General features: G+C 35.4%; 22 protein-coding genes and 4 tRNA genes. 4 read left to right on the forward strand and 22 right to left on the reverse strand.

What is annotated here, in order from left to right:
• The first annotated feature begins 360 nt into the window (after window positions 1-360).
• On the forward strand, window positions 361-1797 hold the full coding sequence (locus G9Q29_RS13990; protein WP_166138756.1) for an alpha-amylase: 1437 nt from the start codon (window positions 361-363) through the stop codon (window positions 1795-1797).
• A 171-nt stretch (window positions 1798-1968) separates the two neighbouring features.
• Entirely contained in the window at window positions 1969-3558 is a 1590-nt protein-coding gene (locus G9Q29_RS13995) for a peptide chain release factor 3 (RefSeq protein ID WP_166138759.1), read from the forward strand.
• A 95-nt stretch (window positions 3559-3653) separates the two neighbouring features.
• Here G9Q29_RS13995 and G9Q29_RS14000 read toward each other — a convergent pair whose 3' ends face one another.
• From G9Q29_RS14000 to rpsU, 20 genes are all read right to left on the reverse strand, one after another.
• Window positions 3654-4007, reverse strand: a complete 354-nt coding sequence (locus G9Q29_RS14000; protein ID WP_166138762.1) for a hypothetical protein — start codon at window positions 4005-4007, stop codon at window positions 3654-3656.
• Window positions 4008-4313: 306 nt separating this feature from the next.
• Window positions 4314-4619, reverse strand: a complete 306-nt coding sequence (locus tag G9Q29_RS14005; RefSeq protein WP_166138765.1) for a DUF3467 domain-containing protein — start codon at window positions 4617-4619, stop codon at window positions 4314-4316.
• An 82-nt stretch (window positions 4620-4701) separates the two neighbouring features.
• Window positions 4702-9015: a DNA-directed RNA polymerase subunit beta' gene (gene rpoC, locus G9Q29_RS14010; RefSeq protein WP_166138839.1), complete on the reverse strand. Its 4314-nt coding sequence runs from the start codon at window positions 9013-9015 to the stop codon at window positions 4702-4704.
• 267 nt (window positions 9016-9282) lie between these two features.
• Window positions 9283-13095 (reverse strand): DNA-directed RNA polymerase subunit beta, encoded by a 3813-nt coding sequence (rpoB, locus tag G9Q29_RS14015; protein WP_166138767.1) that lies wholly within the window; start codon window positions 13093-13095, stop codon window positions 9283-9285.
• A gap of 275 nt (window positions 13096-13370) precedes the next feature.
• Window positions 13371-13739, reverse strand: a complete 369-nt coding sequence (gene rplL, locus G9Q29_RS14020; RefSeq protein WP_166138772.1) for a 50S ribosomal protein L7/L12 — start codon at window positions 13737-13739, stop codon at window positions 13371-13373.
• Between the two features lie 86 nt (window positions 13740-13825).
• A complete protein-coding gene (gene rplJ / locus G9Q29_RS14025; RefSeq protein ID WP_166138776.1) occupies window positions 13826-14338 on the reverse strand; it encodes a 50S ribosomal protein L10 in 513 nt (170 codons plus the stop codon).
• Window positions 14339-14360: 22 nt separating this feature from the next.
• Window positions 14361-15050 (reverse strand): 50S ribosomal protein L1, encoded by a 690-nt coding sequence (gene rplA, locus G9Q29_RS14030; protein WP_166138779.1) that lies wholly within the window; start codon window positions 15048-15050, stop codon window positions 14361-14363.
• Between the two features lie 13 nt (window positions 15051-15063).
• Complete coding sequence (gene rplK / locus G9Q29_RS14035) at window positions 15064-15501, reverse strand: 50S ribosomal protein L11 (protein WP_166138783.1); 438 nt, start codon at window positions 15499-15501, stop codon at window positions 15064-15066.
• A 66-nt stretch (window positions 15502-15567) separates the two neighbouring features.
• Window positions 15568-16119, reverse strand: a complete 552-nt coding sequence (nusG, locus tag G9Q29_RS14040) for a transcription termination/antitermination protein NusG (RefSeq protein ID WP_166138786.1) — start codon at window positions 16117-16119, stop codon at window positions 15568-15570.
• A gap of 8 nt (window positions 16120-16127) precedes the next feature.
• Window positions 16128-16325, reverse strand: a complete 198-nt coding sequence (secE, locus tag G9Q29_RS14045) for a preprotein translocase subunit SecE (protein ID WP_086455318.1) — start codon at window positions 16323-16325, stop codon at window positions 16128-16130.
• A gap of 17 nt (window positions 16326-16342) precedes the next feature.
• Window positions 16343-16413, reverse strand: a tRNA-Trp gene (locus tag G9Q29_RS14050).
• A 59-nt stretch (window positions 16414-16472) separates the two neighbouring features.
• Window positions 16473-17660 carry an elongation factor Tu gene (tuf, locus tag G9Q29_RS14055; protein WP_166138789.1) on the reverse strand — a complete coding sequence of 396 codons (1188 nt, stop codon included), beginning with the start codon at window positions 17658-17660 and terminating at the stop codon, window positions 16473-16475.
• Window positions 17661-17712: 52 nt separating this feature from the next.
• Window positions 17713-17784: transfer RNA gene (locus G9Q29_RS14060), tRNA-Thr, on the reverse strand.
• Window positions 17785-17860: 76 nt separating this feature from the next.
• Window positions 17861-17941: transfer RNA gene (locus tag G9Q29_RS14065), tRNA-Tyr, on the reverse strand.
• 30 nt (window positions 17942-17971) lie between these two features.
• Window positions 17972-18048: transfer RNA gene (locus G9Q29_RS14070), tRNA-Thr, on the reverse strand.
• Window positions 18049-18138: 90 nt separating this feature from the next.
• Window positions 18139-18441, reverse strand: coding sequence for a ribosome hibernation-promoting factor, HPF/YfiA family (gene hpf, locus G9Q29_RS14075; protein ID WP_166138791.1), 303 nt, complete (start codon window positions 18439-18441; stop codon window positions 18139-18141).
• A 39-nt stretch (window positions 18442-18480) separates the two neighbouring features.
• Window positions 18481-19371: a tyrosine-type recombinase/integrase gene (locus tag G9Q29_RS14080; RefSeq protein ID WP_166138794.1), complete on the reverse strand. Its 891-nt coding sequence runs from the start codon at window positions 19369-19371 to the stop codon at window positions 18481-18483.
• Window positions 19372-19555: 184 nt separating this feature from the next.
• Window positions 19556-20209, reverse strand: coding sequence for a hypothetical protein (locus G9Q29_RS14085; protein WP_166138797.1), 654 nt, complete (start codon window positions 20207-20209; stop codon window positions 19556-19558).
• On the reverse strand, window positions 20191-20727 hold the full coding sequence (locus G9Q29_RS14090; protein WP_166138801.1) for a DUF3575 domain-containing protein: 537 nt from the start codon (window positions 20725-20727) through the stop codon (window positions 20191-20193). The genes G9Q29_RS14085 and G9Q29_RS14090 overlap by 19 nt, the downstream gene beginning before the upstream one ends.
• A gap of 242 nt (window positions 20728-20969) precedes the next feature.
• Window positions 20970-21164, reverse strand: coding sequence for a 30S ribosomal protein S21 (gene rpsU, locus G9Q29_RS14095; RefSeq protein ID WP_072993116.1), 195 nt, complete (start codon window positions 21162-21164; stop codon window positions 20970-20972).
• 312 nt (window positions 21165-21476) lie between these two features.
• Here rpsU and G9Q29_RS14100 point away from each other — a divergent pair, with 312 nt between their 5' ends.
• The gene (locus G9Q29_RS14100; protein ID WP_166138804.1) at window positions 21477-22334 is read left to right on the forward strand and encodes an endonuclease/exonuclease/phosphatase family protein; all 858 of its coding nucleotides are present in this window, start codon (window positions 21477-21479) and stop codon (window positions 22332-22334) included.
• 142 nt (window positions 22335-22476) lie between these two features.
• On the opposite strand, the gene G9Q29_RS14105 is transcribed toward G9Q29_RS14100, so the two are convergent.
• Together G9Q29_RS14105 and G9Q29_RS14110 are read right to left on the reverse strand one after the other, a co-directional pair.
• A complete protein-coding gene (locus G9Q29_RS14105; protein WP_166138807.1) occupies window positions 22477-23646 on the reverse strand; it encodes an acyl-CoA dehydrogenase family protein in 1170 nt (389 codons plus the stop codon).
• Between the two features lie 176 nt (window positions 23647-23822).
• Window positions 23823-24719 (reverse strand): ComEA family DNA-binding protein, encoded by an 897-nt coding sequence (locus G9Q29_RS14110; RefSeq protein WP_166138810.1) that lies wholly within the window; start codon window positions 24717-24719, stop codon window positions 23823-23825.
• Between the two features lie 251 nt (window positions 24720-24970).
• Between G9Q29_RS14110 and G9Q29_RS14115 the strand changes: the two genes are divergently transcribed.
• Window positions 24971-26434, forward strand: a complete 1464-nt coding sequence (locus G9Q29_RS14115) for an APC family permease (RefSeq protein ID WP_166138814.1) — start codon at window positions 24971-24973, stop codon at window positions 26432-26434.
• The last annotated feature ends 125 nt before the right edge of the window (window positions 26435-26559 follow it).

Here is a 26559-nt window from a genome sequence, read left to right on the forward strand (position 1 = left end):
GGGAAAAAAATAAGAACAATTTCAAGCAAACTCCCCTCTAAAAGCTGTTAACAAAAGCCTATTTAAAACCTTGCGAAACAACTGCTAACTATTGTCAAGAATACAAGGATTGATTTTTAAAAAAATAAAATATTACTTACGTTGTTTATTGTAAGAAATAAAGTTGTAAACACTATAACGTTTTCGTGATTCGCAAGAAAAAATAATAAACAGCATTTCGAATAATAAAAATATATTCGTAAAAAAATAAATTATTCACAAAATTAAACACATTAAAATATACATATCATCAGCAAAAAGAAATTTAGCTAAATAAGTTGTAGAAAATTCCCTCTAATAAATTAACCAAACTATCAAACCATGAAAAAACCAATTTTTAAAATTTTTGCGCTGACCACCGCCTTAATGGCTTTGTATTCTTGTAGCAATGACGATGCGGCAAACACCCTTGAAACAGCAAAAGAATTCAAAACGATCAATGTAACAACACATGACGGTCGTCCATTTGATACCGGTAAAAAAACTAATCTTTCAAACGGTCGCTATGTAGCTAACCCTGGTGGAGGAGTCATGATGCAAGCCTTTTACTGGGATGTTCCTGCGGGAGGTACATGGTGGAATGTGGTGAATTCAAAAATTACTGCATGGTCAAACGCCGGTATTGGCGCAATCTGGCTACCTCCTGTATCGAAAGCACAAAACGGACCATTCTCCATGGGATATGACCCTACAGACTACTTCGATTTTGGTAATTTCAATCAAAATGGAACCGTTGAAACTCGTTTTGGATCCAAAACCGAACTGGAAAGTTTAATTACAAAAGTACATACTGAAAACATGCAAGTGTATGCCGATATGGTCCTCAATCATAATAGTGGCGGACAATTAGAAAGCAATCCGTTTACAGGAACTCAAACCTATACTAATTTCACAGGAGTAGCCTCAGGTAAATTCAAGAGAACAAGTGCCGATTTTTACAAAAATGCCTATGGAAACAATGACGAGGGATCCTTTGGTGGATTTCCTGATCTTGCTCACGTAGTGCCTAATGTACAAGATTGGTTATGGAAAAGAGCCGATGGAGTTGGGAAATTTTACAAAAATACGATGAAATTTGACGGATGGCGATTTGATTATGTCAAAGGCTTTGCTCCATGGGTAATTCGTGATTGGAATGCCAATGTAGGTGGATTTTCAGTAGGTGAACTTTGGGATTCCAATGTTGATTTGCTAAATAATTGGGCTAATAATGCCAACAGTTCTGTTTTTGATTTTGCTTGCTATTACAAAATGAATGACGCATTTGACAATAACAACCTGAACTTATTAAACGATGACATGATGTGGAAACGAAATCCATATAAGGCGGTTACATTTGTTGCCAATCATGACACTGACGAAATTTGGAAAAAAGAATTGGCTTACGCCTACATTTTAACTCATGAAGGGTATCCAACTATTTTTTACAGAGATTATGAAGAATGGCTGAACAAAACTAAAATGAACAATTTAATTTGGATTCACAATAACAAAGCCACAGGAAATACCTCCATTTTATATACCGATACGGATGAATATATCGCTAGACGAAACGGATACAATGGGAACCCAGGATTAGTTGTTTACATCAATAATTCAAATACTTGGCAAGAACGATGGATTCAAACCAATTGGACCAATGCTCAAATAAAAGATTTCACTGGGAATTCTGGTTGGTATCCTACTACACAAGCAGACAAATGGGTTAAAATACAATGCCCACCAAATGGCTATTCCATATGGTCTATCAATATGTAAAATCAAAGGCTACCAAATACGGTGGCCTTTTTTTATACAGCATTACTAATAAACTCTAATTCAAACCGAAATACGATGCTGAAACCACTTTGACATTCTTGCTTTTAGAGAGTACATTTTTTTTAATTGGCATTTATAAATAGTACTTTTGCAACCTATTTATATATACACATGGCTTTTTTAGAAGAAATACAACGCAGAAGAACTTTTGGAATTATATCGCATCCCGATGCCGGAAAAACAACACTTACAGAAAAGCTCCTCCTTTTTGGTGGTGCTATTCAAGAAGCAGGTGCTGTAAAAAACAATAAAATAAAAAAAGGAGCTACCAGTGACTTTATGGAAATTGAACGCCAAAGAGGTATCTCAGTTTCTACATCCGTTTTAGCTTTTAACTACCAAGATAAAAAAATTAACATCCTTGATACGCCTGGTCACAAGGATTTTGCCGAAGATACTTTTAGAACATTAACAGCCGTAGACAGCGTAATTGTAGTGATTGACGTTGCCAAAGGTGTCGAAGAACAAACAGAAAAATTAGTCGCTGTTTGTAGAATGCGAAAAATACCAATTATTGTTTTCATCAATAAATTAGACCGCGAAGGACAAGATGCTTTTGACTTGATGGACGAAGTAGAACAAAAATTAGGACTCGCTGTCACTCCATTGAGTTTCCCTATAGGAATGGGTTACGATTTTCAAGGTATTTATAATTTATGGGAACAAAACATTAACTTATTTAGTGGTGACAGCCGCAAGAATATTGAGGAAACAATAGCTTTTTCAGATGTACAAAGTCCAGAGCTGGAAAAAATTATTGGACAAAAACCTGCTGATAAACTTCGTGAAGAACTAGAATTAATTGACGAAGTGTATCCGAAATTTGATCGCCAAGACTATTTAGATGGGAAGTTGCAACCTGTGTTTTTTGGTTCGGCTTTAAATAATTTTGGGGTTCGTGAATTATTGGATTGTTTTGTTCAAATAGCACCATCGCCTAGACCAAAAGACTCCGAAACGAGATTAGTGGATCCTGCTGAACAAAAAATGACTGGTTTTGTTTTTAAAATCCATGCCAATATGGATCCTAAGCACCGCGACCGTTTGGCTTTTATCAAAATTGTGTCTGGTACATTTGAAAGAAATAAACCGTATTATCACGTACGTCAAAAGAAGAATTTAAAGTTCTCAAGCCCGAATGCTTTCTTTGCAGAGAAAAAAGAAATTGTAGACATTTCCTATCCGGGAGATATTGTAGGTTTGCACGATACCGGAAACTTTAAAATTGGAGATACACTTACAGAAGGTGAAGTAATGAGTTTTAAAGGAATTCCGAGCTTTTCTCCAGAGCACTTTAGGTATATCAATAATGCAGATCCAATGAAAGCAAAGCAGTTGGATAAAGGAGTTGATCAGTTAATGGATGAAGGTGTGGCACAGCTTTTTACGCTTGAAATGAATAACAGAAAAATAATTGGAACAGTTGGTGCTCTACAATACGAAGTAATTCAATACCGATTAGAGCATGAATATGGTGCAAAATGTACTTACGAAAATTTTCCAGTGCACAAGGCTTGTTGGGTAAAACCAAACGACTCTAAAAGTGATGAGTTTAAAGAATTCAGACGTATCAAACAAAAATTCTTGGCTCACGATAAATACGGACAATTAGTATTCTTGGCCGATTCGGACTTTACAATTCAAATGACTCAAAGTAAATACCCTAATGTAAAACTATTCTTTACCTCAGAGTTTGAGTAAAAATTAAAACTATTAACGTACCTTGCATTTGTAATGAAGACAAAAAAAACGCTACTTTCTCAAGTAGCGTTTTTTTTGTCTTCTTAAATCAATTATTAGGCAATCATACTTTCTAAACTAGAAGCTTTTTTTAAGAATGCTTTAATTAGCAATCTATTTGGAGCAGTACCAGAGGTAATAATTTGTTTTTTTGTTGTTGTCCCTTCTGGATTTATTGTTTTGTTAGGATCTTGTTTTGAACCCATAAACCACAAAACAAAATTCATAGAATTTGTAGTAGTAGTTGCAGAAACATTTTCTGTTTTAGTAGAAGTAACTTCTGTCTGATTCATTTCTGCCACCGTATTTGTAGTTTGACCAAATGAAGAAGAAGATACCAAAGTAAAAGCAAGCACCATCAAGGTGTTTAGTATAAATTTGTTGCTTACTTTAAAAGAAAAATGATTCATATTACTTTCTAATTTTATGCGGATAGTCGTTTTTTCTCTATCTCGAGCACGAAAGTATAACATTAGTATATTGTCCAAAAATATTCTCGACAAAGCGCTATAAAACTCGTTCAAAGTACAAATTGAGTATATTAAGCACTGTTAAACTGGATCTTAACAAAAATCAAGGATAATTATAACAAGGAAGTCCGACAGTAAAAAATTAATAGAAACTTTAGATCTACGAGACAAAAAAGCCGTTTCGGGTATTTAAAATAGTGCATAAAAAAAAGGCTCCAGAAAAACTGGAGCCTTTTGAACTATTATTTATGCCTGGCCAGCAGGGCCAAAATTTAAAGGAATTGGAGCTTGATCGGTATCTTTGATCTCGCCATGAGCGCTTTCAAATCTATGAATATTTTCTCCAATCGCTTTCAATAATCTTTTAGCATGCTGCGGAGTCAAAACAATTCTTGACTTCACCTTTGCTTTAGGTATACCTGGCATGATGCTTACAAAGTCTAGAACAAACTCAGACGAAGAGTGATTTATTATTGCTAAGTTAGAATAAATTCCTTCAGCAGTAATTTCATCCAATTCGATATTAATTTGATCTTGTGGTTGATCTTTCATATTTTTAGTATTTAGTGGTTAGTTAAATAGTCCTCAGTGATTAAACTTTATGAAAAATCACTAAGGACTAGGCACTAAAACCTTAATAGATGTACTCCTCTTTGTTAGCCATCATATCATTGTAATCGTCTTTTGAACCTACAATTGTGTGATCGTACTCTCTCATACCTGTACCGGCTGGGATTCTATGACCTACAATTACATTTTCTTTCAATCCTTCTAAGTAATCAATTTTACCTGCAACTGCAGCTTCATTTAATACTTTAGTAGTTTCCTGGAACGATGCCGCAGAGATAAATGATTTAGTTTGAAGCGAAGCTCTTGTAATACCCTGTAATACTGGAGTTGCTGTTGCAGTTACCACATCACGAGCTACTACTAGATTTTTATCTGTACGTTTCAATAAAGAGTTTTCGTCACGCAACTCACGAGGCGTAATGATTTGTCCTTCTTTTAATACAGCTGAATCTCCAGCATCCTCTACCACTTTCATACCGTATAATTTATCGTTTTGAACGATGAAATCTTTAGTATGAATCAATTGATCTTCTAAGAATAAAGTATCACCTGGATCTTGTACTCTTACTTTGCGCATCATTTGACGAATAACAACCTCGAAGTGTTTGTCGTTAATTTTTACACCTTGTAATCGGTATACCTCTTGGATTTCATTTACCAAGTACTGTTGAACAGCAGCTGGACCTTGAATTCTTAAAATATCATCTGGAGTAATTGCTCCGTCAGACAATGGCACACCTGCTCTTACGAAGTCATTTTCTTGAACAAGAATTTGACTTGATAATTTAACTAGGTATTTACGAACATCTCCAAATTTAGATTCGATAACAATTTCGCGGTTACCTCTTTTGATTTTTCCAAAAGAAACAACACCATCAATTTCAGAAACTACAGCTGGGTTAGATGGATTACGAGCTTCTAACAACTCTGTAATTCTTGGTAAACCTCCGGTAATATCTCCTGATTTAGAAGAACGACGAGGGATTTTTACCAAAACTTTACCTGCTTTAATTTTCTCACCATTTTCAACCATCAAGTGGGCTCCAACTGGTAAGTTGTATGAACGAATCAATTCACCATCTTTACCGTAAACTAATAAAGTTGGAATTAATTTTTTAGCTCTTGATTCAGAAATTACTTTTTCTTGGAAACCAGTTTGCTCATCGATTTCAACCATGAACGATTGTCCTTGCTCTAAATCTTCGTAAGCAATTTTACCAGTAAACTCAGAAACAATAACCCCGTTATATGGATCCCATTTACAGATCACTTCTCCTTTTGCAACAGATTGACCATCTGCAACAAAAATACTAGAACCGTAAGGAATGTTATTGGTACTTAATAAAATACCTGTTCTTTCGTCAATTAATTTCAATTCAGTAGAACGAGAAACAACGATATCTACCGAGTTTCCTTCGCTATCTTCACCTTTAACAGTTTTAAGATCTTCGATTTCAAGCTTACCTGCAAACTTAGTTACAATGCTTGATTCTTCAGAAATACCACCCGCAACCCCTCCAACGTGGAAAGTACGTAATGTCAACTGTGTACCTGGCTCACCAATAGACTGTGCTGCAATTACACCAACAGCTTCACCTCTTTGAGTCATTTTACCAGTTGCTAGGTTACGACCGTAGCACTTAGCACAAATTCCTTTTAGAGCCTCACATGTTAATGGAGAACGAACTTCAACTTTCTCTATTGGAGAAGCGTCGATCGCTTTCATAATTACTTCAGTAATTTGCTCACCTGAACGAACTAGTACTTCGCTTGTCAAAGGATTAATTAAATCTTGTAACACTACACGTCCTAAGATTCTCTCTCCTAATGATTCTACGATCTCTTCGTTCTTTTTCAATGCTGAAACTTCAACACCTCTTAATGTACCACAATCATCGATATTTACAATTACATCTTGTGAAACGTCATGTAATCTACGAGTCAAGTATCCAGCATCAGCTGTTTTAAGAGCGGTATCCGCAAGACCTTTACGAGCACCGTGAGTAGAGATAAAGTACTCAAGGATCGAAAGACCTTCTTTAAAGTTAGAAAGAATTGGGTTTTCAATAATTTCACCACCACCAGCAGTAGATTTTTTAGGCTTAGCCATCAAACCACGCATACCAGTTAACTGACGAATTTGTTCCTTAGAACCCCTCGCTCCAGAGTCAAGCATCATGTACACAGAGTTAAATCCTTGTTGATCCTCTCTAATGTTTTTCATTGCTAACTCTGTTAATTGCGCATTAGCAGAAGTCCAAACATCAATAACTTGGTTGTAACGCTCGTTATTAGTAATAAGACCCATGTTATAGTTAGCAGAGATACCTTGAACTTGCTCTCTTGCATCAGCAATTAACTTAGGTTTTTGGTCTGGAATTCTAATATCACCTAATGAGAATGACAATCCACCTTTGAAGGCGAATTTATACCCCATATCTTTCATGTTATCCAAGAAAGCAGCAGTAGTAGGTACATCTGTACAGCTAAGTACGTGCCCAATAATATCTCTTAAGTTTTTCTTTGTCAATACGTCATTGATATAACCAGCTGCTTCAGGAACAACTTCGTTAAACAATACACGTCCAGCAGTAGTTTGAATGATTTGGTAAACTAATTCACCAGCCTCATTGAAATCTTTTGCTCTAATTCTAACACGAGCATTCAATTCTACTCTTCCTTCATTCAAAGCGATATTCACTTCTTCTGCAGAATAGAAAGTAATTCCTTCTCCTAAAATTTTCAATTCAGGAGTTGACAAACGTTCTTTGGTCATATAATATAGACCCAAGACCATATCCTGAGATGGTACAGTGATTGGAGCACCATTTGCAGGGTTCAAAATGTTGTGCGAACCTAACATTAACAACTGAGCTTCTAAGATAGCCTCTGGTCCTAATGGTAAGTGTACCGCCATTTGATCCCCATCAAAATCCGCGTTAAATGCCGTACAAACTAAAGGGTGCAATTGGATTGCTTTTCCTTCAATTAATTTCGGTTGGAACGCTTGGATACCAAGACGGTGCAAAGTAGGAGCACGGTTTAATAAGATTGGGTGACCTTTGATTACATTTTCAAGGATATCCCAAACAACTGGCTCTTTTTTATCAATTATTTTTTTAGCAGATTTAACTGTTTTTACAATTCCCCTTTCGATTAATTTACGAATCACAAAAGGTTTGTACAATTCAGCTGCCATATCCTTAGGAATACCGCACTCTGATAATTTTAATTCTGGTCCAACAACAATTACCGAACGAGCAGAATAATCCACACGTTTACCCAATAAGTTTTGACGGAAACGACCTTGCTTACCTTTCAAAGAGTCAGAAAGTGATTTCAATGGTCTGTTTGATTCAGTTTTAACAGCAGATGCTTTACGCGTGTTGTCAAATAATGAATCTACAGATTCTTGCAACATACGTTTCTCGTTTCTCAAGATAACTTCTGGAGCTTTGATCTCCATTAATCTTTTCAAACGGTTGTTACGGATGATTACACGACGGTATAAATCATTTAAATCTGAAGTTGCAAAACGACCTCCATCAAGTGGTACAAGCGGACGCAATTCTGGTGGAATAACTGGAACCACTTTCATAATCATCCACTCAGGACGGTTTTCGCGGTTTAAGTTAGACTCACGGAAAGATTCAACTACTTGTAATCTTTTTAAAGCTTCAGTTTTACGTTGTTTAGATGTTTCATTGTTAGCGCTGTGTCTTAATGAATATGATAATGCATCAAGATCAATTCTTGCTAACAAATCCATAATACACTCTGCTCCCATTTTGGCAACAAATTTATTAGGATCAAAATCATCTAAATATTGGTTGTCTGCAGGAAGTGTATCTAAAATATTCAAATACTCTTCTTCTGTCAAGAAATCCAATCTTTGTAATGATTCGCCATCAGCATTTTTAGCAATACCAGCTTGAATTACTACGTATCTTTCGTAGTAAATGATCATATCTAATTTCTTAGAAGGAAGACCAAGGATATAACCAATTTTGTTTGGCAAAGAACGGAAATACCAAATATGAGCAATTGGCACCACAAGATTAATGTGACCTACTCTATCTCTACGTACTTTTTTCTCTGTAACTTCAACACCACAACGGTCGCAAATGATACCTTTGTAACGAATTCTTTTGTATTTTCCACACGCACATTCGAAATCCTTTACAGGTCCGAAAATACGCTCGCAAAAAAGACCATCACGCTCTGGTTTGTGCGTTCTATAGTTGATCGTTTCCGGCTTTAATACTTCACCTCTTGACTCTTTTAAGATCGACTCTGGTGATGCTAATCCAATAGAAATTTTATTAAACCTTTTAACTTGGTTTTTATCTTTATTGTTATTATTTCTGTTATTCATCATAGTTTCTACTATTGATTTATCTGCAATTAAAAAATTGATTTTTGTGTTGGTCTCGGTCTTAAACATTTAGTTCAATCCTCAACAATAACACTACCACGAATTACTTCTCTAAACCTCAAGCCCTTGCTTGAAGTGCTAGTTATTAAACTCTAAAACTCAATAAAAAATCGGAACGGTTTACGGGTATAAATCTTGAAAACTAATTTAAAAAGTAATCAGTGTTCAGTATTCAACATACATTGAACACTGACCACTTTTTACTGAATATTATTCTTCTAATCTGATATCTAAACCAAGACCTTTCAATTCATGCATCAATACATTGAATGATTCAGGTAATCCTGGCTCTGGCATAGATTCTCCTTTAACGATTGCCTCGTACGTTTTAGCTCTACCAATTACGTCATCTGATTTCACTGTCAAGATTTCACGAAGTGTACTAGAAGCTCCATAAGCCTCTAATGCCCAAACCTCCATCTCTCCAAAACGCTGACCTCCAAATTGTGCTTTACCTCCAAGTGGCTGCTGAGTGATTAAAGAGTACGGTCCGATAGAACGTGCGTGCATCTTGTCATCAACCATGTGACCTAATTTCAACATGTAAATTACACCCACAGTTGCAGCTTGGTGGAAACGCTCTCCAGTACCACCATCATACAAATGCGTATGACCAAAACGAGGTACTCCAGCTTCATCTGTTAAAGCGTTGATTTCGTCTAAAGATGCTCCGTCAAAAATTGGTGTAGCAAATTTTCTACCCAAGTTCATACCAGCCCATCCTAATACCGTTTCATAAATCTGACCAATGTTCATACGAGAAGGTACCCCAAGTGGGTTCAACACGATATCAACTGGTGTTCCATCTTCAAGGAAAGGCATATCTTCATGACGTACGATACGAGCAACAATACCTTTGTTACCGTGACGACCCGCCATCTTATCACCCACTTTTAACTTACGTTTTTTAGCGATGTATACTTTTGCTAATTTCAAAATTCCTGCTGGTAATTCATCTCCAACAGTAATCGTGAATTTCTCTCTACGTAATGCACCTTGTAAGTCGTTCAACTTAATTTTATAGTTATGAATTAAATCATTAACCATTGTATTAGTAGCATCATCAGCTACCCATTGGCCTTTACTTAAGTGAGCAAAATCCTCTACTGCATAAAGCATTTTTTGAGTGTATTTTTTACCTTTTGGTAAAACTTCTTCACCCAAATCATTCATTACACCTTGAGATGTTTTTCCGTTAACGATCAAGAAAAGTTTTTCAACTAATTTGTCTTTCAATTCAACAAATTTCACTTCAAACTCCATTTCAAGTGCTCCTAAAGCATCCTTGTCTTGTGTACGTTTACGCTTATCTTTTACCGCTCTTGCGAACAATTTTTTATCTAAAACAACACCATGTAAAGAAGGAGAAGCTTTCAAAGAAGCATCTTTTACATCACCCGCTTTGTCACCAAAGATGGCACGTAATAATTTTTCCTCAGGAGTTGGATCTGATTCTCCTTTTGGAGTAATCTTTCCGATAAGAATATCACCAGGTTTCACCTCGGCTCCAATTCTAATCATACCGTTTTCATCCAAGTCTTTTGTAGCCTCTTCAGAAACGTTAGGAATATCGTTCGTTAATTCTTCGTTACCCAATTTCGTATCTCTTACTTCTAATGAGTAATCATCTACGTGGATAGAAGTAAAGATGTCATCACGAACTACTTTCTCAGAAATTACAATCGCATCCTCAAAGTTATAACCTTTCCATGGCATAAACGCCACTTTCAAGTTACGACCTAATGCTAATTCTCCATTTTGAGTAGCATATCCTTCAGATAAAACTTGACCTGGAACAACTCTATCACCTTTTCTTACGATAGGTTTCAAGTTAATACTTGTTCCTTGGTTGGTTTTTCTAAACTTAATTAAGTTGTATGTTTTTTCATCTGGCTCAAAACTTACCATTCTTTCTTCTTCAGAACGATCATATTTGATAGTGATGATGTTTGCGTCAACATACTCAATAACTCCATGACCTTCAGCATTAATCAATACTCTAGAATCAGAAGCTACTTGACGCTCTAAACCGGTACCTACAATTGGAGCTTCAGGGCGTATCAAAGGTACGGCCTGACGCATCATGTTCGATCCCATCAAGGCTCTGTTCGCATCATCATGCTCCAAGAAAGGAATCAAAGATGCAGAAATAGAAGCAATTTGGTTTGGAGCAACGTCAGTATAATCAACATTTGATGGGTCAATAACAGGGAAATCACCTTCTTGACGCGCAATTACGTCTTCGGCAGTAATCTTTCCAGAATTGTCCATTTGAATGTTAGCTTGTGCAATTAACATTCCTTCCTCTTCCTCGGCACTAAGGTAAACTGGAGTAGATTCTAAATCTACAACACCATTAGTTACTTTACGGTAAGGAGTTTCGATGAATCCCATTCCATTTACTTTAGCATAAACACCAAGTGAAGAAATCAATCCAATGTTTGGTCCCTCAGGAGTTTCGATCGGACATAAACGCCCGTAGTGGGTATAGTGAACGTCACGAACCTCAAATCCTGCTCTTTCTCTTGAAAGTCCACCAGGTCCAAGTGCAGATAATCTTCGCTTGTGCGTGATTTCAGCCAATGGATTGGTTTGGTCCATAAATTGAGACAATTGGTTGGTACCAAAGAATGAATTAATTACAGAAGATAATGTTTTAGCATTGATCAAATCAATAGGTGTAAACACCTCATTATCTCTCACGTTCATTCTTTCGCGAATTGTTCTTGCCATACGAGCAAGACCAACACCAAATTGTTGAGAAAGTTGTTCACCAACTGTTCTTACTCTTCGGTTAGATAAGTGATCAATATCGTCAATCTCCGCTTTAGAGTTGATTAATTCAATCAAATATTTCACGATAGTTATGATATCCTCTTTGGTCAAGACTTGCTTTTCCATCGGGGTATCTAAACCTAACTTTTTATTAATTCTGTAACGACCTACTTCACCTAAGTTATAACGTTGATCAGAGAAAAATAATTTATCAATGATACCACGTGCTGTTTCTTCATCAGGCGGTTCTGCGTTACGCAATTGTCTATAGATATGCTCAACAGCCTCTTTCTCAGAGTTTGTTGGATCCTTTTGCAATGTATTATGAATGATAGCATAATCACCTTGATTAGCATCTTCTTTATGCAACAAGATAGACTTAACGTTAGAATCAATGATTTCTTCCACATTATCTTTGTCGATAATAGTATCTCTATCAAGGATTATTTCGTTACGTTCGATAGATACAACTTCACCAGTATCTTCATCTACGAAATCCTCGTGCCAAGTGTTCAATACACGTGCAGCAAGTTTTCTACCAATATATTTTTTAAGACCAGTTTTAGAAACCTTAATTTCTTCAGCAAGGTCAAAAATTTCAAGAATATCTTTATCTCTTTCAAAACCGATAGCTCTGAAAAGAGTGGTTACTGGTAATTTTTTCTTTCTATCAATGTAAGCATACATTACGCTATTGATATCAGTAGAAAATTCAATCCAAGAACCTTTAAACGGAATTACTCTCGCCGAATACAATTTTGTACCATTTGCATGGAATGATTGACCAAAGAAAACACCCGGAGAACGGTGCAATTGCGATACAACTACACGCTCAGCACCATTGATAACAAAGGTACCACTAGGCGTCATATAAGGAATTGTACCAAGATAAACATCTTGAACAATAGTTTCAAAATCTTCGTGTTCTGGGTCAGTACAGTACAGTTTAAGTCTAGCCTTTAATGGCACGCTGTAAGTAAGACCTCTTTCTATACATTCTTGAATTGTATAACGTGGAGGATCTACAAAATAATCAAGGAACTCTAATACGAAGTTGTTTCTTGTATCAGTTATTGGAAAATTTTCCATGAAGGTATTGTAAAGCCCTTCGTCACCTCTCTCGTCTGATTTAGTTTCTAATTGAAAAAAATCTTTAAACGACTTAACCTGAACATCTAGAAAATCTGGATAGTCAGGAATATTTTTTGTTGAGGCAAAATTCAATCTTTCAGTCTGATTTGTTAGCATCAATGGACAAAATTTTGATTAAAAAAGTAATTTGTTTTGTGAATTTTAGAGTTCTAAAAACACATTTTATAACCATAACATCTTTAAAAATTAATTATTGGGATAACTACTTTCTTATTATCTATTAATTTTTTTTCCTCGTAATGGAAATAAATAGGGTATTCTACGTGCTAGTTTGTTGTAATGCAAGCTAGACTTTTGTTATACGAAAAATGGTTTAGGTCATTGAGTGACTAAACTCAAGACCTAAACCTTATTTTATAAACTTAGTTTAACTATTTAAGCTCAACTACAGCTCCAGCTTCTTCTAAAGATTTTTTAAGACCTTCAGCCTCTTCTTTAGTTACACCTTCTTTAACAGTACTTGGAGCACTATCAACTACATCTTTAGCTTCTTTCAAACCTAAACCTGTAAGTTCTTTAACCAACTTCACAACTGCTAATTTAGAAGCACCAGCTTCTTTCAATACAACTGTAAACTCAGTTTGAACTTCTTCAGCAGCAGCTTCACCACCACCTGAAACTACTACAGCTGCAGCAGCTGGTTCGATTCCATACTCATCTTTTAATATTGTTGCTAATTCGTTAACTTCTTTTACAGTAAGATTAACTAATTGTTCTGCGAATTGTTTCAAATCTGCCATTTTTTCTATCGTTTTAAAATGATTTGTAAAAATATAATTTATTTATTGTGCGCTAATTTAAATAACTATAGTTTGAAATATAGCTATTATGCCTCTGCTTCCACAGTTGACTCTTCGCTATTAGCGAATTGGTTTTGTAAAGCCGAGATAACTCTTTGTGCAGGAGATTGTAATAATCCAATGATTTCGCCAATAAGCTCTTCTTTAGATTTGATAGTTGCTAACGCATCTAATTGATCGTCTCCGATGTAAACTTCAGAATTAATGTAAGCTCCTTTCAATACAGGCTTTGCTGATTTTTTTCTGAAATCTTTAATAATTTTTCCAGGTGCATTTGCAACATCTGAAATAAAGATTGCACTGTTACCAGTTAATACTGATGGCAAATCTCCATAATCATTGTCAGATGCTTCCATTGCTTTTGCAAGCAAAGTGTTTTTTACAACCTCTAATTTTATACCTGCTTTAAAGCAAGCTCTTCTCAAGCTTGAAGTAGTCTCTGCATTAAGTCCTGAAATATCAGATATGTAAATGATATTTGTACCAGCTAACTGTGCAGTTAAATCTTCAATCGCGATTGATTTTTCTTCTCTAGTCATACTAAAAATTATTAACTACCAATTATACTGCTTTTGGATCCAATGCAATAGCTGGACTCATTGTGCTTGTAAGGTGAATACCTTTAATGTAGGTACCTTTAGCAGCAGTTGGCTTAAGTTTGATTAATGTTTGAATAATTTCGTGTGCATTGTCATAAATTTGCTCAGCACCAAATGATACCTTACCAATTCCTGCATGTACAATACCAGTTTTATCAACTTTGAAATCGATTTTACCAGCTTTAACTTCTTGAACAGCTTTTGCAACATCCATAGTTACAGTACCTGTTTTTGGGTTAGGCATTAAACCTCTAGGTCCTAAAATACGACCTAATGGACCTAATTTACCCATAACAGCCGGCATAGTGATGATAACATCAACATCTGTCCAACCATCTTTAATTTTTTGAAGGTAATCATCAAGACCAACATAGTCTGCACCAGCTGCCAAAGCTTCCGCTTCTTTATCTGGAGTAACTAATGCTAATACTTTAACATCTTTACCAGTACCATGAGGTAAAGTAACTACACCTCTTACCATTTGATTCGCTTTTCTTGGATCTACACCCAAACGAACTGCGATATCAACAGACTCATCAAATTTTGCAGAAGCAACAACTTTGATTAATGCCGCAGCATCTTTCAAAGAATATAATTTGTTCTTTTCAATTTTTGAAGCAGCCTCTTTTTGCTTTTTTGTCAATTTTGCCATGTCTATCTCTTAATTAAAAAGGAGAATCTCCTGATATAGTTATACCCATAGATCTAGCAGTTCCAGCAATCATGCTCATAGCAGATTCGATTGTGAATGCATTTAAATCTACCATTTTATCTTCAGCAATTGCTTTGATAACATCCCAAGTAACGCTAGCTACTTTTTTACGATTTGGTTCACCAGATCCTGACTTTAGCTTTGCAGCTTCCAATAACTGGACAGCCGCTGGAGGAGTCTTAACAACAAAATCAAATGATTTGTCTTTATACACAGTAATTTGTACTGGGCATATTTTGCCGGGTTTATCTTGAGTTCTAGCATTAAATTGCTTACAGAATTCCATGATGTTTACCCCAGCAGCTCCTAAAGCAGGTCCAACCGGTGGCGACGGGTTCGCAGCACCTCCCTTAACTTGTAGTTTAACTACCTTACTAATTTCTTTAGCCATTTTTAAAAAATTTAACATTGCTACCAATGGAAGCGGCAACAATGATTATTATAGATGTAACAAAAATTATACTTTTTCAACTTGCATGAAACTCAATTCTAAAGGTGTTTTTCTTCCGAAAATTTTAACCATTACTTCAAGTTTACGCTTTTCTTCATTAATTTTTTCAACCGTTCCGTTAAATCCATTAAATGGTCCGTCAATTACTTTTACAGTTTCGCCCATATTGAACGGAATAGCACGTGTATCTGTATTAACAGCCAACTCATCAACTTTGCCTAGCATTCTGTTAACTTCCGACATTCTTAACGGAACAGGCTCTCCACCTTTAACTTCTCCTAGAAAACCAATAACACTTGTTATAGACTTAATGATATGTGGTATTTCACCAACAAGATTCGCTTCAATCATTACATAACCAGGAAAATAAACCTTGTCTTTAACTAATTTTTTTCCTTCCTTAACAGTAACGACTTTTTCGGTTGGAACAAGAACTTGAGAAACATAATCTTCCATTCCTAATCTTGCGATTTCGGTCTCGATATATGCTTTTACTTTGTTCTCCTGCCCACTAACCGCTCTAACGACATACCACTTCTTCACATTATTATCTGCCATAACAAAAATTAAGCTTTTATCCAATTAAAAAATCCAGCTAAAGCTTTTGCGAAAATCTCATCTACTCCCCAAGTCCCCAAGGCAAATAAAACAGAAAATACAGCTACAACAATGGTTAGACGCTGTACTTCAGACCATTCCGGCCAAGTTACATTTGATTTTAATTCCTCAAATGCCTCTGATATGTAATTTACAACTTTTGTCATTGTGATTTATTTTTTTGCACGGGCGGAGGGATTCGAACCCCCATCAACGGTTTTGGAGACCGCTATTCTACCCTTGAACTACGCCCGTAGAATAAAAAATAGTGTCATCGTTAAACGACACTATTTTTTGATTGTATATTTCGTGGATTAACCTACGATTTCAGTTACTTGTCCAGCACCTACTGTTCTACCACCTTCACGGATAGCGAAACGTAAACCAACGCTCATTGCGATTGGGCTTAACAAAGATACATTGATAGTTAAGTTATCACCTGGCATTACCATCTCTACTCCTTCTGGTAAAGTAATAACTCCTGTTACGTCAGTTGTACGTACGTAGAACTGTGGACGGTAGTTATTATGGAATGGAGTGTGACGTCCACCTTCTTCTTTTTTCAAGATATAAACCTCAGCTTTGAAAGTTGCGTGTGGCTTAACAGATCCTGGCTTAATGATAACCATTCCTCTTTTGATAGATTCTTTATCAATACCTCTCAACAACAAACCTACGTTATCTCCAGCTTCTCCTCTATCAAGGATTTTACGGAACATCTCAACTCCAGTGATAGTAGAAGTCAATTTCTCAGCTCCCATACCAATGATTTCAACTGGATCTCCAGTGTTAGCAATTCCTGTTTCGATACGACCTGTAGCAACAGTTCCACGACCAGTAATTGTAAATACATCCTCAACTGGCATCAAGAATGGTTTGTCAGTATCACGTAATGGCTCTTCGATCCAGTTATCAACAGCTTCCATCAATTCTAAAATTTTAGGAACCCATGCAGCGTCATTGTTCAATCCTCCTAAAGCAGAACCTTGGATTACTGGACAGTTGTCACCATCATATTCATAGAAAGATAATAAATCTCTAATTTCCATTTCAACAAGCTCTAACAACTCAGCGTCGTCTACCATGTCAACTTTGTTCATGAAAACAACCATTCTAGGAATACCTACTTGGCGACCTAAAAGGATGTGCTCACGTGTTTGTGGCATTGGTCCATCAGTTGCAGCTACAACAAGGATAGCTCCATCCATTTGAGCAGCACCAGTAACCATGTTCTTTACGTAATCCGCGTGACCTGGACAGTCAACGTGTGCGTAGTGACGGTTAGCAGTTTCGTACTCAACGTGTGATGTATTGATAGTAATACCTCTTTCTTTTTCTTCAGGAGCATTATCAATTTGATCAAATGATTTTGCTTGACAGTAACCAGCATCAGATAATACTTTTGTGATTGCTGCTGTTAAAGTAGTTTTACCGTGATCTACGTGTCCGATCGTACCAATATTTAAGTGTGGTTTCGAACGGTTAAAGGTTTCTTTTGCCATTTTACTTAATTTTAATCTTGTTATATATTAATTTTTATTTCCTACTTACTTGAGCCAACTACGGGAATTGAACCCGTGACCTCTTCCTTACCAAGGAAGCACTCTACCTCTGAGCTAAGTCGGCAGAACCTCTTATCAAAGAGCTTAGTTTATAAAAGAGAAGCTGTATACTTTTCTAAAGCAACTAAGTTTTATTCTTGTGGGGAGAGCAGGATTCGAACCTGCGAAGTTCACACAGCAGATTTACAGTCTGCCCTCGTTGGCCGCTTGAGTATCTCCCCTCACTTTCTTTATCTTTCAATATGTTAACTTGGAGCCGGCGGAGGGACTCGAACCCACGACCTGCTGATTACAAATCAGCTGCTCTAGCCAACTGAGCTACGCTGGCAAATTGATAAAAAAAGTCCGCTATTTCTAACGGACTGCAAATGTATAGATTTTATCTAGCAATCAAAACATTTTTTGAAAAAATTTTATATTAAATGTGCGAACTAATCTTTTCTTTTCGTTTTAGAAGCATTCGCTCTAGAGATTCTGCGGCCAACTCTGTCGCTTCTTCAAAAGTTTTGCATTGTTTTTTGACCAACAACTCATCACCGGGTACATTAATTTTTACTTCGACAATTTTATTTTCTTTCTCACTCGTTTTTTCCACTTTCAAATACACATCAGACGAGACGACCTTATCGTAGTACTTTTCTAATTTATCCATTCGTTCTTGAACAAAATCGACTAACTTTCTGTCAACAGTAAAGTTAACTGCGTGAACACTTACCTTCATAATCATCGTTATTAAAAATTATTAAATATTGTTTTGTCATCAACCCCTTGGATGTGCTTTTTTATGCACTTCTTGAAGAACCGATAGACTACTATGTGTGTACACCTGCGTAGAAGCTAGACTAGCATGCCCTAACAATTCTTTGACTGAATTTAAATCTGCACCATTATTAAGTAAATGAGTAGCAAAAGTGTGACGAAGAATATGAGGACTTTTTTTTAGCTTGTGTGACACTTCACTAAAGTATGAATTTATTAACCGATACACAAGACTTTCGTTTAATTTTGTTCCTTTTTTCGTGAGAAAAAAATAACCCGAATCTTCAACTATCTCTAAATCAGACCTAACAACAAGGTATTTCTTGATTGAATCTAATAAAAACGGCAACACCGGTAGCAAACGTTCTTTTTGCCTCTTACCCAAAACTTTAATAATACCTGATCCTAGATCTACATTTTTAAACTCCAACCCAATAAGCTCTGCCCTTCGCATCCCTGTTGCATAAAACAGTTCTACAATCAATTGATTACGTACTGATTCAAAATCAGTTCCTTTTGGAAAAACCTCCGCAACCTGCACCATCTCTTGTTCCGAAAACGGAATCTGAATTATTTTGGGAGTTTTTAAGGCCTTGTGAGTCGCCAAAGGACTGGCTTTAATTTGCTTGCTTCGGAGTAAAAATTTGTAAAAAGCTTTAAGAGACGCTACTTTTCTATTTATCGTAGTGTTTGAAAGTGACTGATCGACTAACTCTACTATCCAAGCTCTTATTTGAACATACAGCACATCATCAATTGTAGCTTGCTGATATCTCAAAAATACAAAGTCTCTAAAAGAAACTAAGTCGTTATTGTAAGCCGTAATGGTGTGATTGGAATACTTTTTCTCCAAGCGGAGGTATTGTTCAAATGCTTCTATACTTGTAACCATAAAAAAAACCGTTAGCATCAAAGTTAAATAATTTTGATGACTAACGGTTCCTATTTTCTGTAGAATCGACTAACTTTCTATTTAACTTTCATATTTTGGATATAAGCCATTTTTTGAATTTTGATTCTGTTTGTTACTGACGGCATAACAAAAGCACTACGTGCTCTTTGATTGCGAATTCTCTTTATTTTTTCTTTTTAAAACTAAAGTAGTAAGTAACTTCAAAACCTAAGTCATAATTGGTATCCAAATCTGTATTGGGCGTTCTTTTAATCACCTTGTTAAAGTTGATATTATCTACAAAAACAGACAACAAAACCGCATCATAGGATTCTGACCACAATTTACCCAAAACCCCCATGTTTAAACCAAAAGAGCGACTAACTCCTTTACGGGTTTCTTTTGTATAAATTGTTTTAGTCTCTTGATAAACAAAAATCGCATCTGAAGCTTTTATTTCGGCATAATTATATTTTGGCTTTACTGCTAGGTACCAATGTTTATCTTGATCCAAGGGAATAGAAAAATTGGGAGTAACACTCCAATTTAAAGCCTGAAAAGTTGTAAAAATATCTTTTATCCGCATCAAAGAATTTGCAGAATCATAAGTGGTATTGTTTTGCAAAGCGCCGAAAAAGAATCGGAATTCAACCTCTGGCTTAATAAAATCCTGTAGATTATATTGAACTCCTGTAGAAATATTTAGGTAACCATTATTTTCAAAAGATGTATTGATATTTTGCCCCGCACCCAAAAAAGGCAATACTTTTTGTGCATTGACAAAAAAAGTATTGACAATTACTACAAATAAAACTTTACTTATTTTAGAATAACCCATGCAACAGTAAAATTTAAAATAGGAACAACTTGATGAACTAAATTACTACTGAAATTATATCCCAATCCTGTATTCGCACCAAGATTCATCCCTGTTTTATATGTTTTTTGAAATCCCCACACAGCCCCTGCTGTAAGGCCGTCATAATCGCTTAAATAAGAACCATTATTTATAGGCTTCATATAATAACTAATAGAAGGAGCAATATAAGCAGCTGAATTAACTCTTATTGATTTATTTTTGGCCAAGCGTTTTTCTAAATTATAATAATAACGATATTGAGCTCTGCCGAATGGGGATGCCAACAGTTTTAATTGCCCACCTCCCTTACTCGTGCCTCCAAATGACAAATTAACATCAACATTAAAAGTTGTCTTATCACCTAAAACCCGCTCATAGGTCAAGCCTGGTGCTAAAATATTGACTTTAAATAAATTTCTCGATAAATCACTTTCTTTTTGCGAATAGGCAAGCGTTGAAAAGATTAAAACAGCTGTAAAAATTAAGATTTTTTTCATGGTTAATAGTGTTTTACATATTAATAAGATGTTTTATTCTTTTTGAATAAGCCTTGATCCAGACCATTCAACATCATTATACACTGCACCGTAATTTTAATAATTTTCCTTTTAACAGATAATAAAACAAATGTAAGATTTGTTTTAAAAAAAACCTTAAAAAACAAAATTTTTTTAACAAAAAAAAATAGCAATAAAGTTAAAAAACTCTAATGCTATTTTTATAATTACTGTAGAATCGACTAACTTTCTAAGTTATCTTTCATATTTTGGATATAAGCCGCTTTTTGAATTTTGATTCTGTTTGTTACTGAAGGCTTAATAAAAGCAGTACGTGCTCTTAATTGACGAACAGTTCCTGTTTTATCAAATTTTCTTTTGTAACGTTTTAACGCTCTATCGATATTTTCTCCGTCTTTAATTGGTATAATTAACATAATATAGACACCCCCTTTCTTTAGTCTGCAAAAGTAGAATAATAAAGTGAACTAACAAGTGTTTGGATAATTTTATTTAATTTTACTAACAAAATAAAGTTTATGTGGTTTATCGTAATTTCTATTCTATTACTTCTTGCGAGTATTTTACCCTATATGCCACTAACTCATTGGTTCTATAGATTTTTTGAGTTTGGGAAAATCCAAATACTTATTTTACAGATTACGGCTTTGGTTTTTAGCTTTATCCTGTTAAATCAATCAGAAGTTTGGATACAAACTCTTCAGATATTGACTTTTGTTGTTATAACAATGCATCTTACCGCCCTTTACAAATACACGTCTTTTTACAAGTCAGTACAAAGAGAGCCTTGCGATGTTTCTTCAGAATTAATCACTGTCCTTTCAGCAAACATATTTCAAGACAATACAGAATATGAAAAATTTATAGCTTTAGTTCACAAATACAATCCAGATATTGTTTTAACCATGGAATCTGATGAAAATTGGGAAAAGGCACTCTTAGTTTTGGATCAAAAATACAAATACAATGTAAAAGTAGCTTTAAGCAACACCTATGGAATGCATTTGTATTCTAAGTTAAAAATTACAAATCACAATGTTCATTATTTTGTGGCCGACGATTTACCAAGTATCGAGGCTAAAATAAAAACAGCTGACGGTTTTGAATTTACTTTCTTTGCAGTTCATCCGCCTCCACCAAGTCCTACTGAAGAAGAAAATTCCAAAGAGCGTGATGGAGAACTTTTAAGTGTTGCAAAAAAAATAAGACAGAATGCAGATACTTGTGTTGTAGTTGGGGATTTCAATAATGTGGCTTGGGCAAAATCCTCCATCCTATTTAGAAAAACTAGCGAGACAATTGACGGCAGAATTGGTCGCGGATTCATTTCAAGTTTTCATACCAAATATTGGTTTTTAAGATTCCCTATTGATTTGATGTTTCATACACCAGATGTATTTATAGACGAATTGAAAAGTTTAGAATATTTTGGATCTGATCATTTTCCGATTTACGCAAAGTTTTTCATCAATAAGAAAACTTCCGAACAACAGCACTTAACAGAAAACTTAGAAGAGGGAGAACATGAGATTGTTCAAGAAATAATCGTAGAAGGGATAAACGAAAAAAGCGACAATCGTAACTGAATGTCGCTTTTTTATATAGTTTAAAAACATTTATACATTTTACAATTTTCTACAAATCACTTTTAATTTAATTTGAATGTTTTTATCTCCAAAATTAAAAAATTAGAAATTTTTCGAAAATCGCTATGTAATTTCAGAGCAACTATTTCACAGCTGGCTCGTAACTTTGATCATCAATAATCATTTTTCCTAAAATTTCTTTTAAAATCTCTGAAGTACCGCCTCCAATTGGCCCTAAGCGACTGTCTCTAAATAAACGCGCCAAAGGATACTCTTCCATATAACCATAACCACCTAGCATCTGCAAACAACTGTAAATAGCCTCATCAGCAACTTTGGTTGATTTCAACTTAGCCATTGTAGCCTCTTTTACTACATATTCTCCTTTATCCAATCGAGCAACAGCAGCATAATTAAAAATTTTACAGTGCTCTACTTCTGTAGCGTGCTCTACAAGGGTGTGACGCAAGGCTTGAAATTTACTTATCTTTTTTCCAAAAGCTTCACGTTGAGACATATAATCGATAGTATAATCAATTGCATATTCTCCTCTAGCATGTGCATTAATTGCCATTATTAAGCGTTCAAGTGCAAAATGCTGCATGATGTACGGAAATCCTTTCCCTTCTTCACCCATAAGATTTTCAGCAGGAATCTCTACATTATCAAATGCGATCTCTGCCGTATCCGATGCTCTCCATCCCAATTTATCAAGTTTAGATGCTGATATTCCTTTTAGACCGGTATCCATCAAAAAGATACTAATTCCTTTGTTACCCAACTCCGGATTTGTTTTGGCCGCCACAATATAATAATCCGCGTAAACACCATTAGTGATAAAGGTTTTCGATCCGTTTATGATATATTTGTCGCCTTTTCTAACTGCGGTGGTGCGCATTCCCGCAACATCACTTCCTCCAAAAGGTTCTGATATACACAATGCTCCAATTTTTTCACCTGCAATACTCGGCGCAAGATAATCTTGCTTGATTCTATCATCGCCTTCTGCATTTAAATGCGTCATAGCTAAATACGCATGCGCCCACATTGCTGCAGCAAAACCTGATGATTTTATCTTTTGTAGTTCTTCTAAAAAAACAACTGTGTAAAACAAATCAAGATTCATCCCGCCGTAGGCCTCTGGGTAATTAATCCCAAAGTAACCCATATCGCCAAATTTTTTCCAGATAAAACGCTCTATCGTACCTGTTTTTTCCCATTTTTCAATGTGAGGAACCACTTCTTTTTGTAAAAAATCTTTTAAACTTTCTCTGAAGGCCTGATGCTCTTCTGTGAAGTAAACTGAATTCATATTCTATTATTTTTTTCTTTTAAAAATGTAAATTAAGGTCGTCATTGTTGGACTGAGGCTTACAATTATTAAATGCAACAATACATCAACTAATCTAAAGAAAGGCGCTTTACTCTAATAGTTCACTCAAACTAAACGGGATAAAAAACCTACATAGCTCCCAAAACCAGCAACTTCTAACGAAAGTCCAAATATAAGGCAATTATTTTTGCTTTATCAACAGGAAATCCTTTAATTTTTGTTAAATCCTCAATTTTTGCAAAATCTCCTTTCATGCTACGATAAGTGATTATATCACGAGCAATGCCACCTTTAAAATAATAAAACTGACTTAATTCCTTAAGCGAGGCATTATTGATGTTTAACTTTAAAACAGCTGGCAACGCGCTAACATGAAAATGTGTATTCAATTCTAAAACAACCTCAGGTGATAAGCCCCAAATTTCAGTCAATTGCTCCATACTTACAAATCCACCAAGAATGGAGCGCTGCTTGATAATTCTTGCAGATAATGCCTCACCAACACCATAAATTTTCATAAGATCATCTTGGTTTGCGAGATTGATATCTTTGACAATGATTTTTTCTTTAGCTCCTGCAGCCTTTTTATAATCATACGATTTTTTAGTGTAGTCACCTTTTGGTTTCGTTGATACCCAAGTCGGAAACTGAAACATTGGAGTAAGCTCTTTTAAAAGTGAATCTGAAATTTGAGTCACCATTTGAAACTCAGCTGCTGAATTAACGTATTTATTTTGTTTTCTAAAAGCGAATAGGCGGTCAATCTCTAGTACTGACATTCCTAAATTATATCCTTTATAGTCAGAAATAAAATTAGGGTTAAATTTATATATTTTATTAGACGCTTTTTTAGCATTATTACTAAGTGTGTCGATGGTACTTTGCAGAGCCAACCACGTTTGCTCCTTAGGATCTTTTTTTTCTATGACAGACCAATCACAAAAAAACACCAAACTTTGTAATATGACGATAAAAACTAACAGTATTAAAACACCCGTACGTTGTTGTTTAGTATAGTTAAAATAGGAAACAATGGTTTGTAATCCTTTCATAGGTTTTAAAAATTGGTATCAAACTAGATTCTTTTTAAAAATAAGAAATAAATACGAAACTCATTACGAATTACTTTAAAAAAATTGATTTTCAACATACAACCAACTTTTATCATATTGCGGTAAATATGACAAATCAATAATAAAAAAGAGTTTGAGACATTTTTTACAACTTAAAATTCAATAATTGTTTTTATTTTTTGTAAAAAAGAATACATTTGGTGCTTAATAACTTAAAACATTAAACAACCATGTCAATCTGGAGAGTTAAACCAGTATCGGCTTTTGAAGCTGATATGAAAAAAAGTCAATTAAAAAGAGTTTTAGGTAAGTGGAGCCTTACCGCTATTGGTATTGGAGCCATCATAGGAGGGGGAATATTTGTATTAACAGGTACAGGCGCATACAACCATGCAGGTCCAGCACTTGCTCTTTCGTTTGTAATTGCAGGTATTGCCTGTGTATTTGCTGCATTATGTTATTCTGAATTCGCTTCTATATTACCTGTTGAAGGTTCTGCATACGCTTACGCTTACGGAACTATTGGAGAAATATTTGCCTGGATTATTGGCTGGGGATTAATTCTAGAATACGCCATGGGATCTATGACCGTCGCCGTTTCGTGGTCTGGTTATTTTAATAAAATGCTCAAGATGTTCGGAGTATCATTACCCGAATGGCTTACTGCAGACCCAGGAAGTTATACTGGAGAGGGATTTAGCATGAACTTACCGGCGTTTCTAATTGTATTGCTTGTAATTTCATTACTTATTAAAGGTACTGAGAAAGCAGCAAGCGCTAACAACTTTATTGTAATCTTAAAAGTTTCTGCCGTAATATTTGTAATTATTGCTGGAGCATTTTTTATTGATGTAGACAACTGGTCTCCATTTATCCCAGAAGCACAAACAATTATAGTTGATGACAAACCACACGAAGCGTATGGCGTAGCCGGAATAGTTTCAGGAGCAGCTGCTATTTTCTTTGCTTATGTAGGTTTTGATGCTGTTTCTACCCAAGCTGGTGAAGCAATCAATCCGAAGAAAGACGTTCCTTTTGCTATTATTGCATCATTATTAGTTTGTACCGTTCTATATATCTTAGTATCACTAGTACTTACTGGTATGATTAGCTACCAAGATTTCAACCCACTAGGTAAATATCCAGAAGCGATCAAAGCACCTGTTGCATATGCATTTGATATTGCTGGTCAAGCTTGGGCTGGCTACATTATTACTATTGCTGCTACCGTAGGTTTAATTTCTGTATTAATGGTAATGATCATGGGACAATCCCGTATTTTCTTAGGAATGTCAAAAGATGGATTAATCCCACCGGTTTTTTCAAAAATCAATCCTTTGTCAGGAACACCAAGAACAAACTTGATGATATTAGGAGCATTTATTGCTATTGTTGCAGCTTTTACACCAATTAGTAAACTTGCTGAAATGACCAGTTTTGGTACCTTATTTGCCTTTACAATGGTATGTATCGCTGTGTGGATTTTGAGAGTAAAACAACCTACTTTAGAGCGCAGTTTTAAAGTACCTGCGTTACCAGTTATTGCAATTTGCGGAATCGCAATTAATACCTACTTGATGGTAAACTTGAGTAAAGATGCTCAATTATTCTCATTAGGATGGCTAGCGATTGGTATGGTAATCTATTTCCTTTATGGAAAAAGAAATTCTAAATTGAACAACCCACAAGAATAAAACAAAAAAGGCTCCTAAATGATTAGGAGCCTTTTTTTTATCTTATAGTGTCCCGTCCTAAAATAGCGATACACAAAAAGTATCCTTATGGAAAACCCTCAAGAATCACGCTACTTAAAGCGCAC

Origin of the sequence: Flavobacterium turcicum (assembly GCF_011365745.1) — a bacterium.
Classification (GTDB): domain Bacteria; phylum Bacteroidota; class Bacteroidia; order Flavobacteriales; family Flavobacteriaceae; genus Flavobacterium; species Flavobacterium turcicum.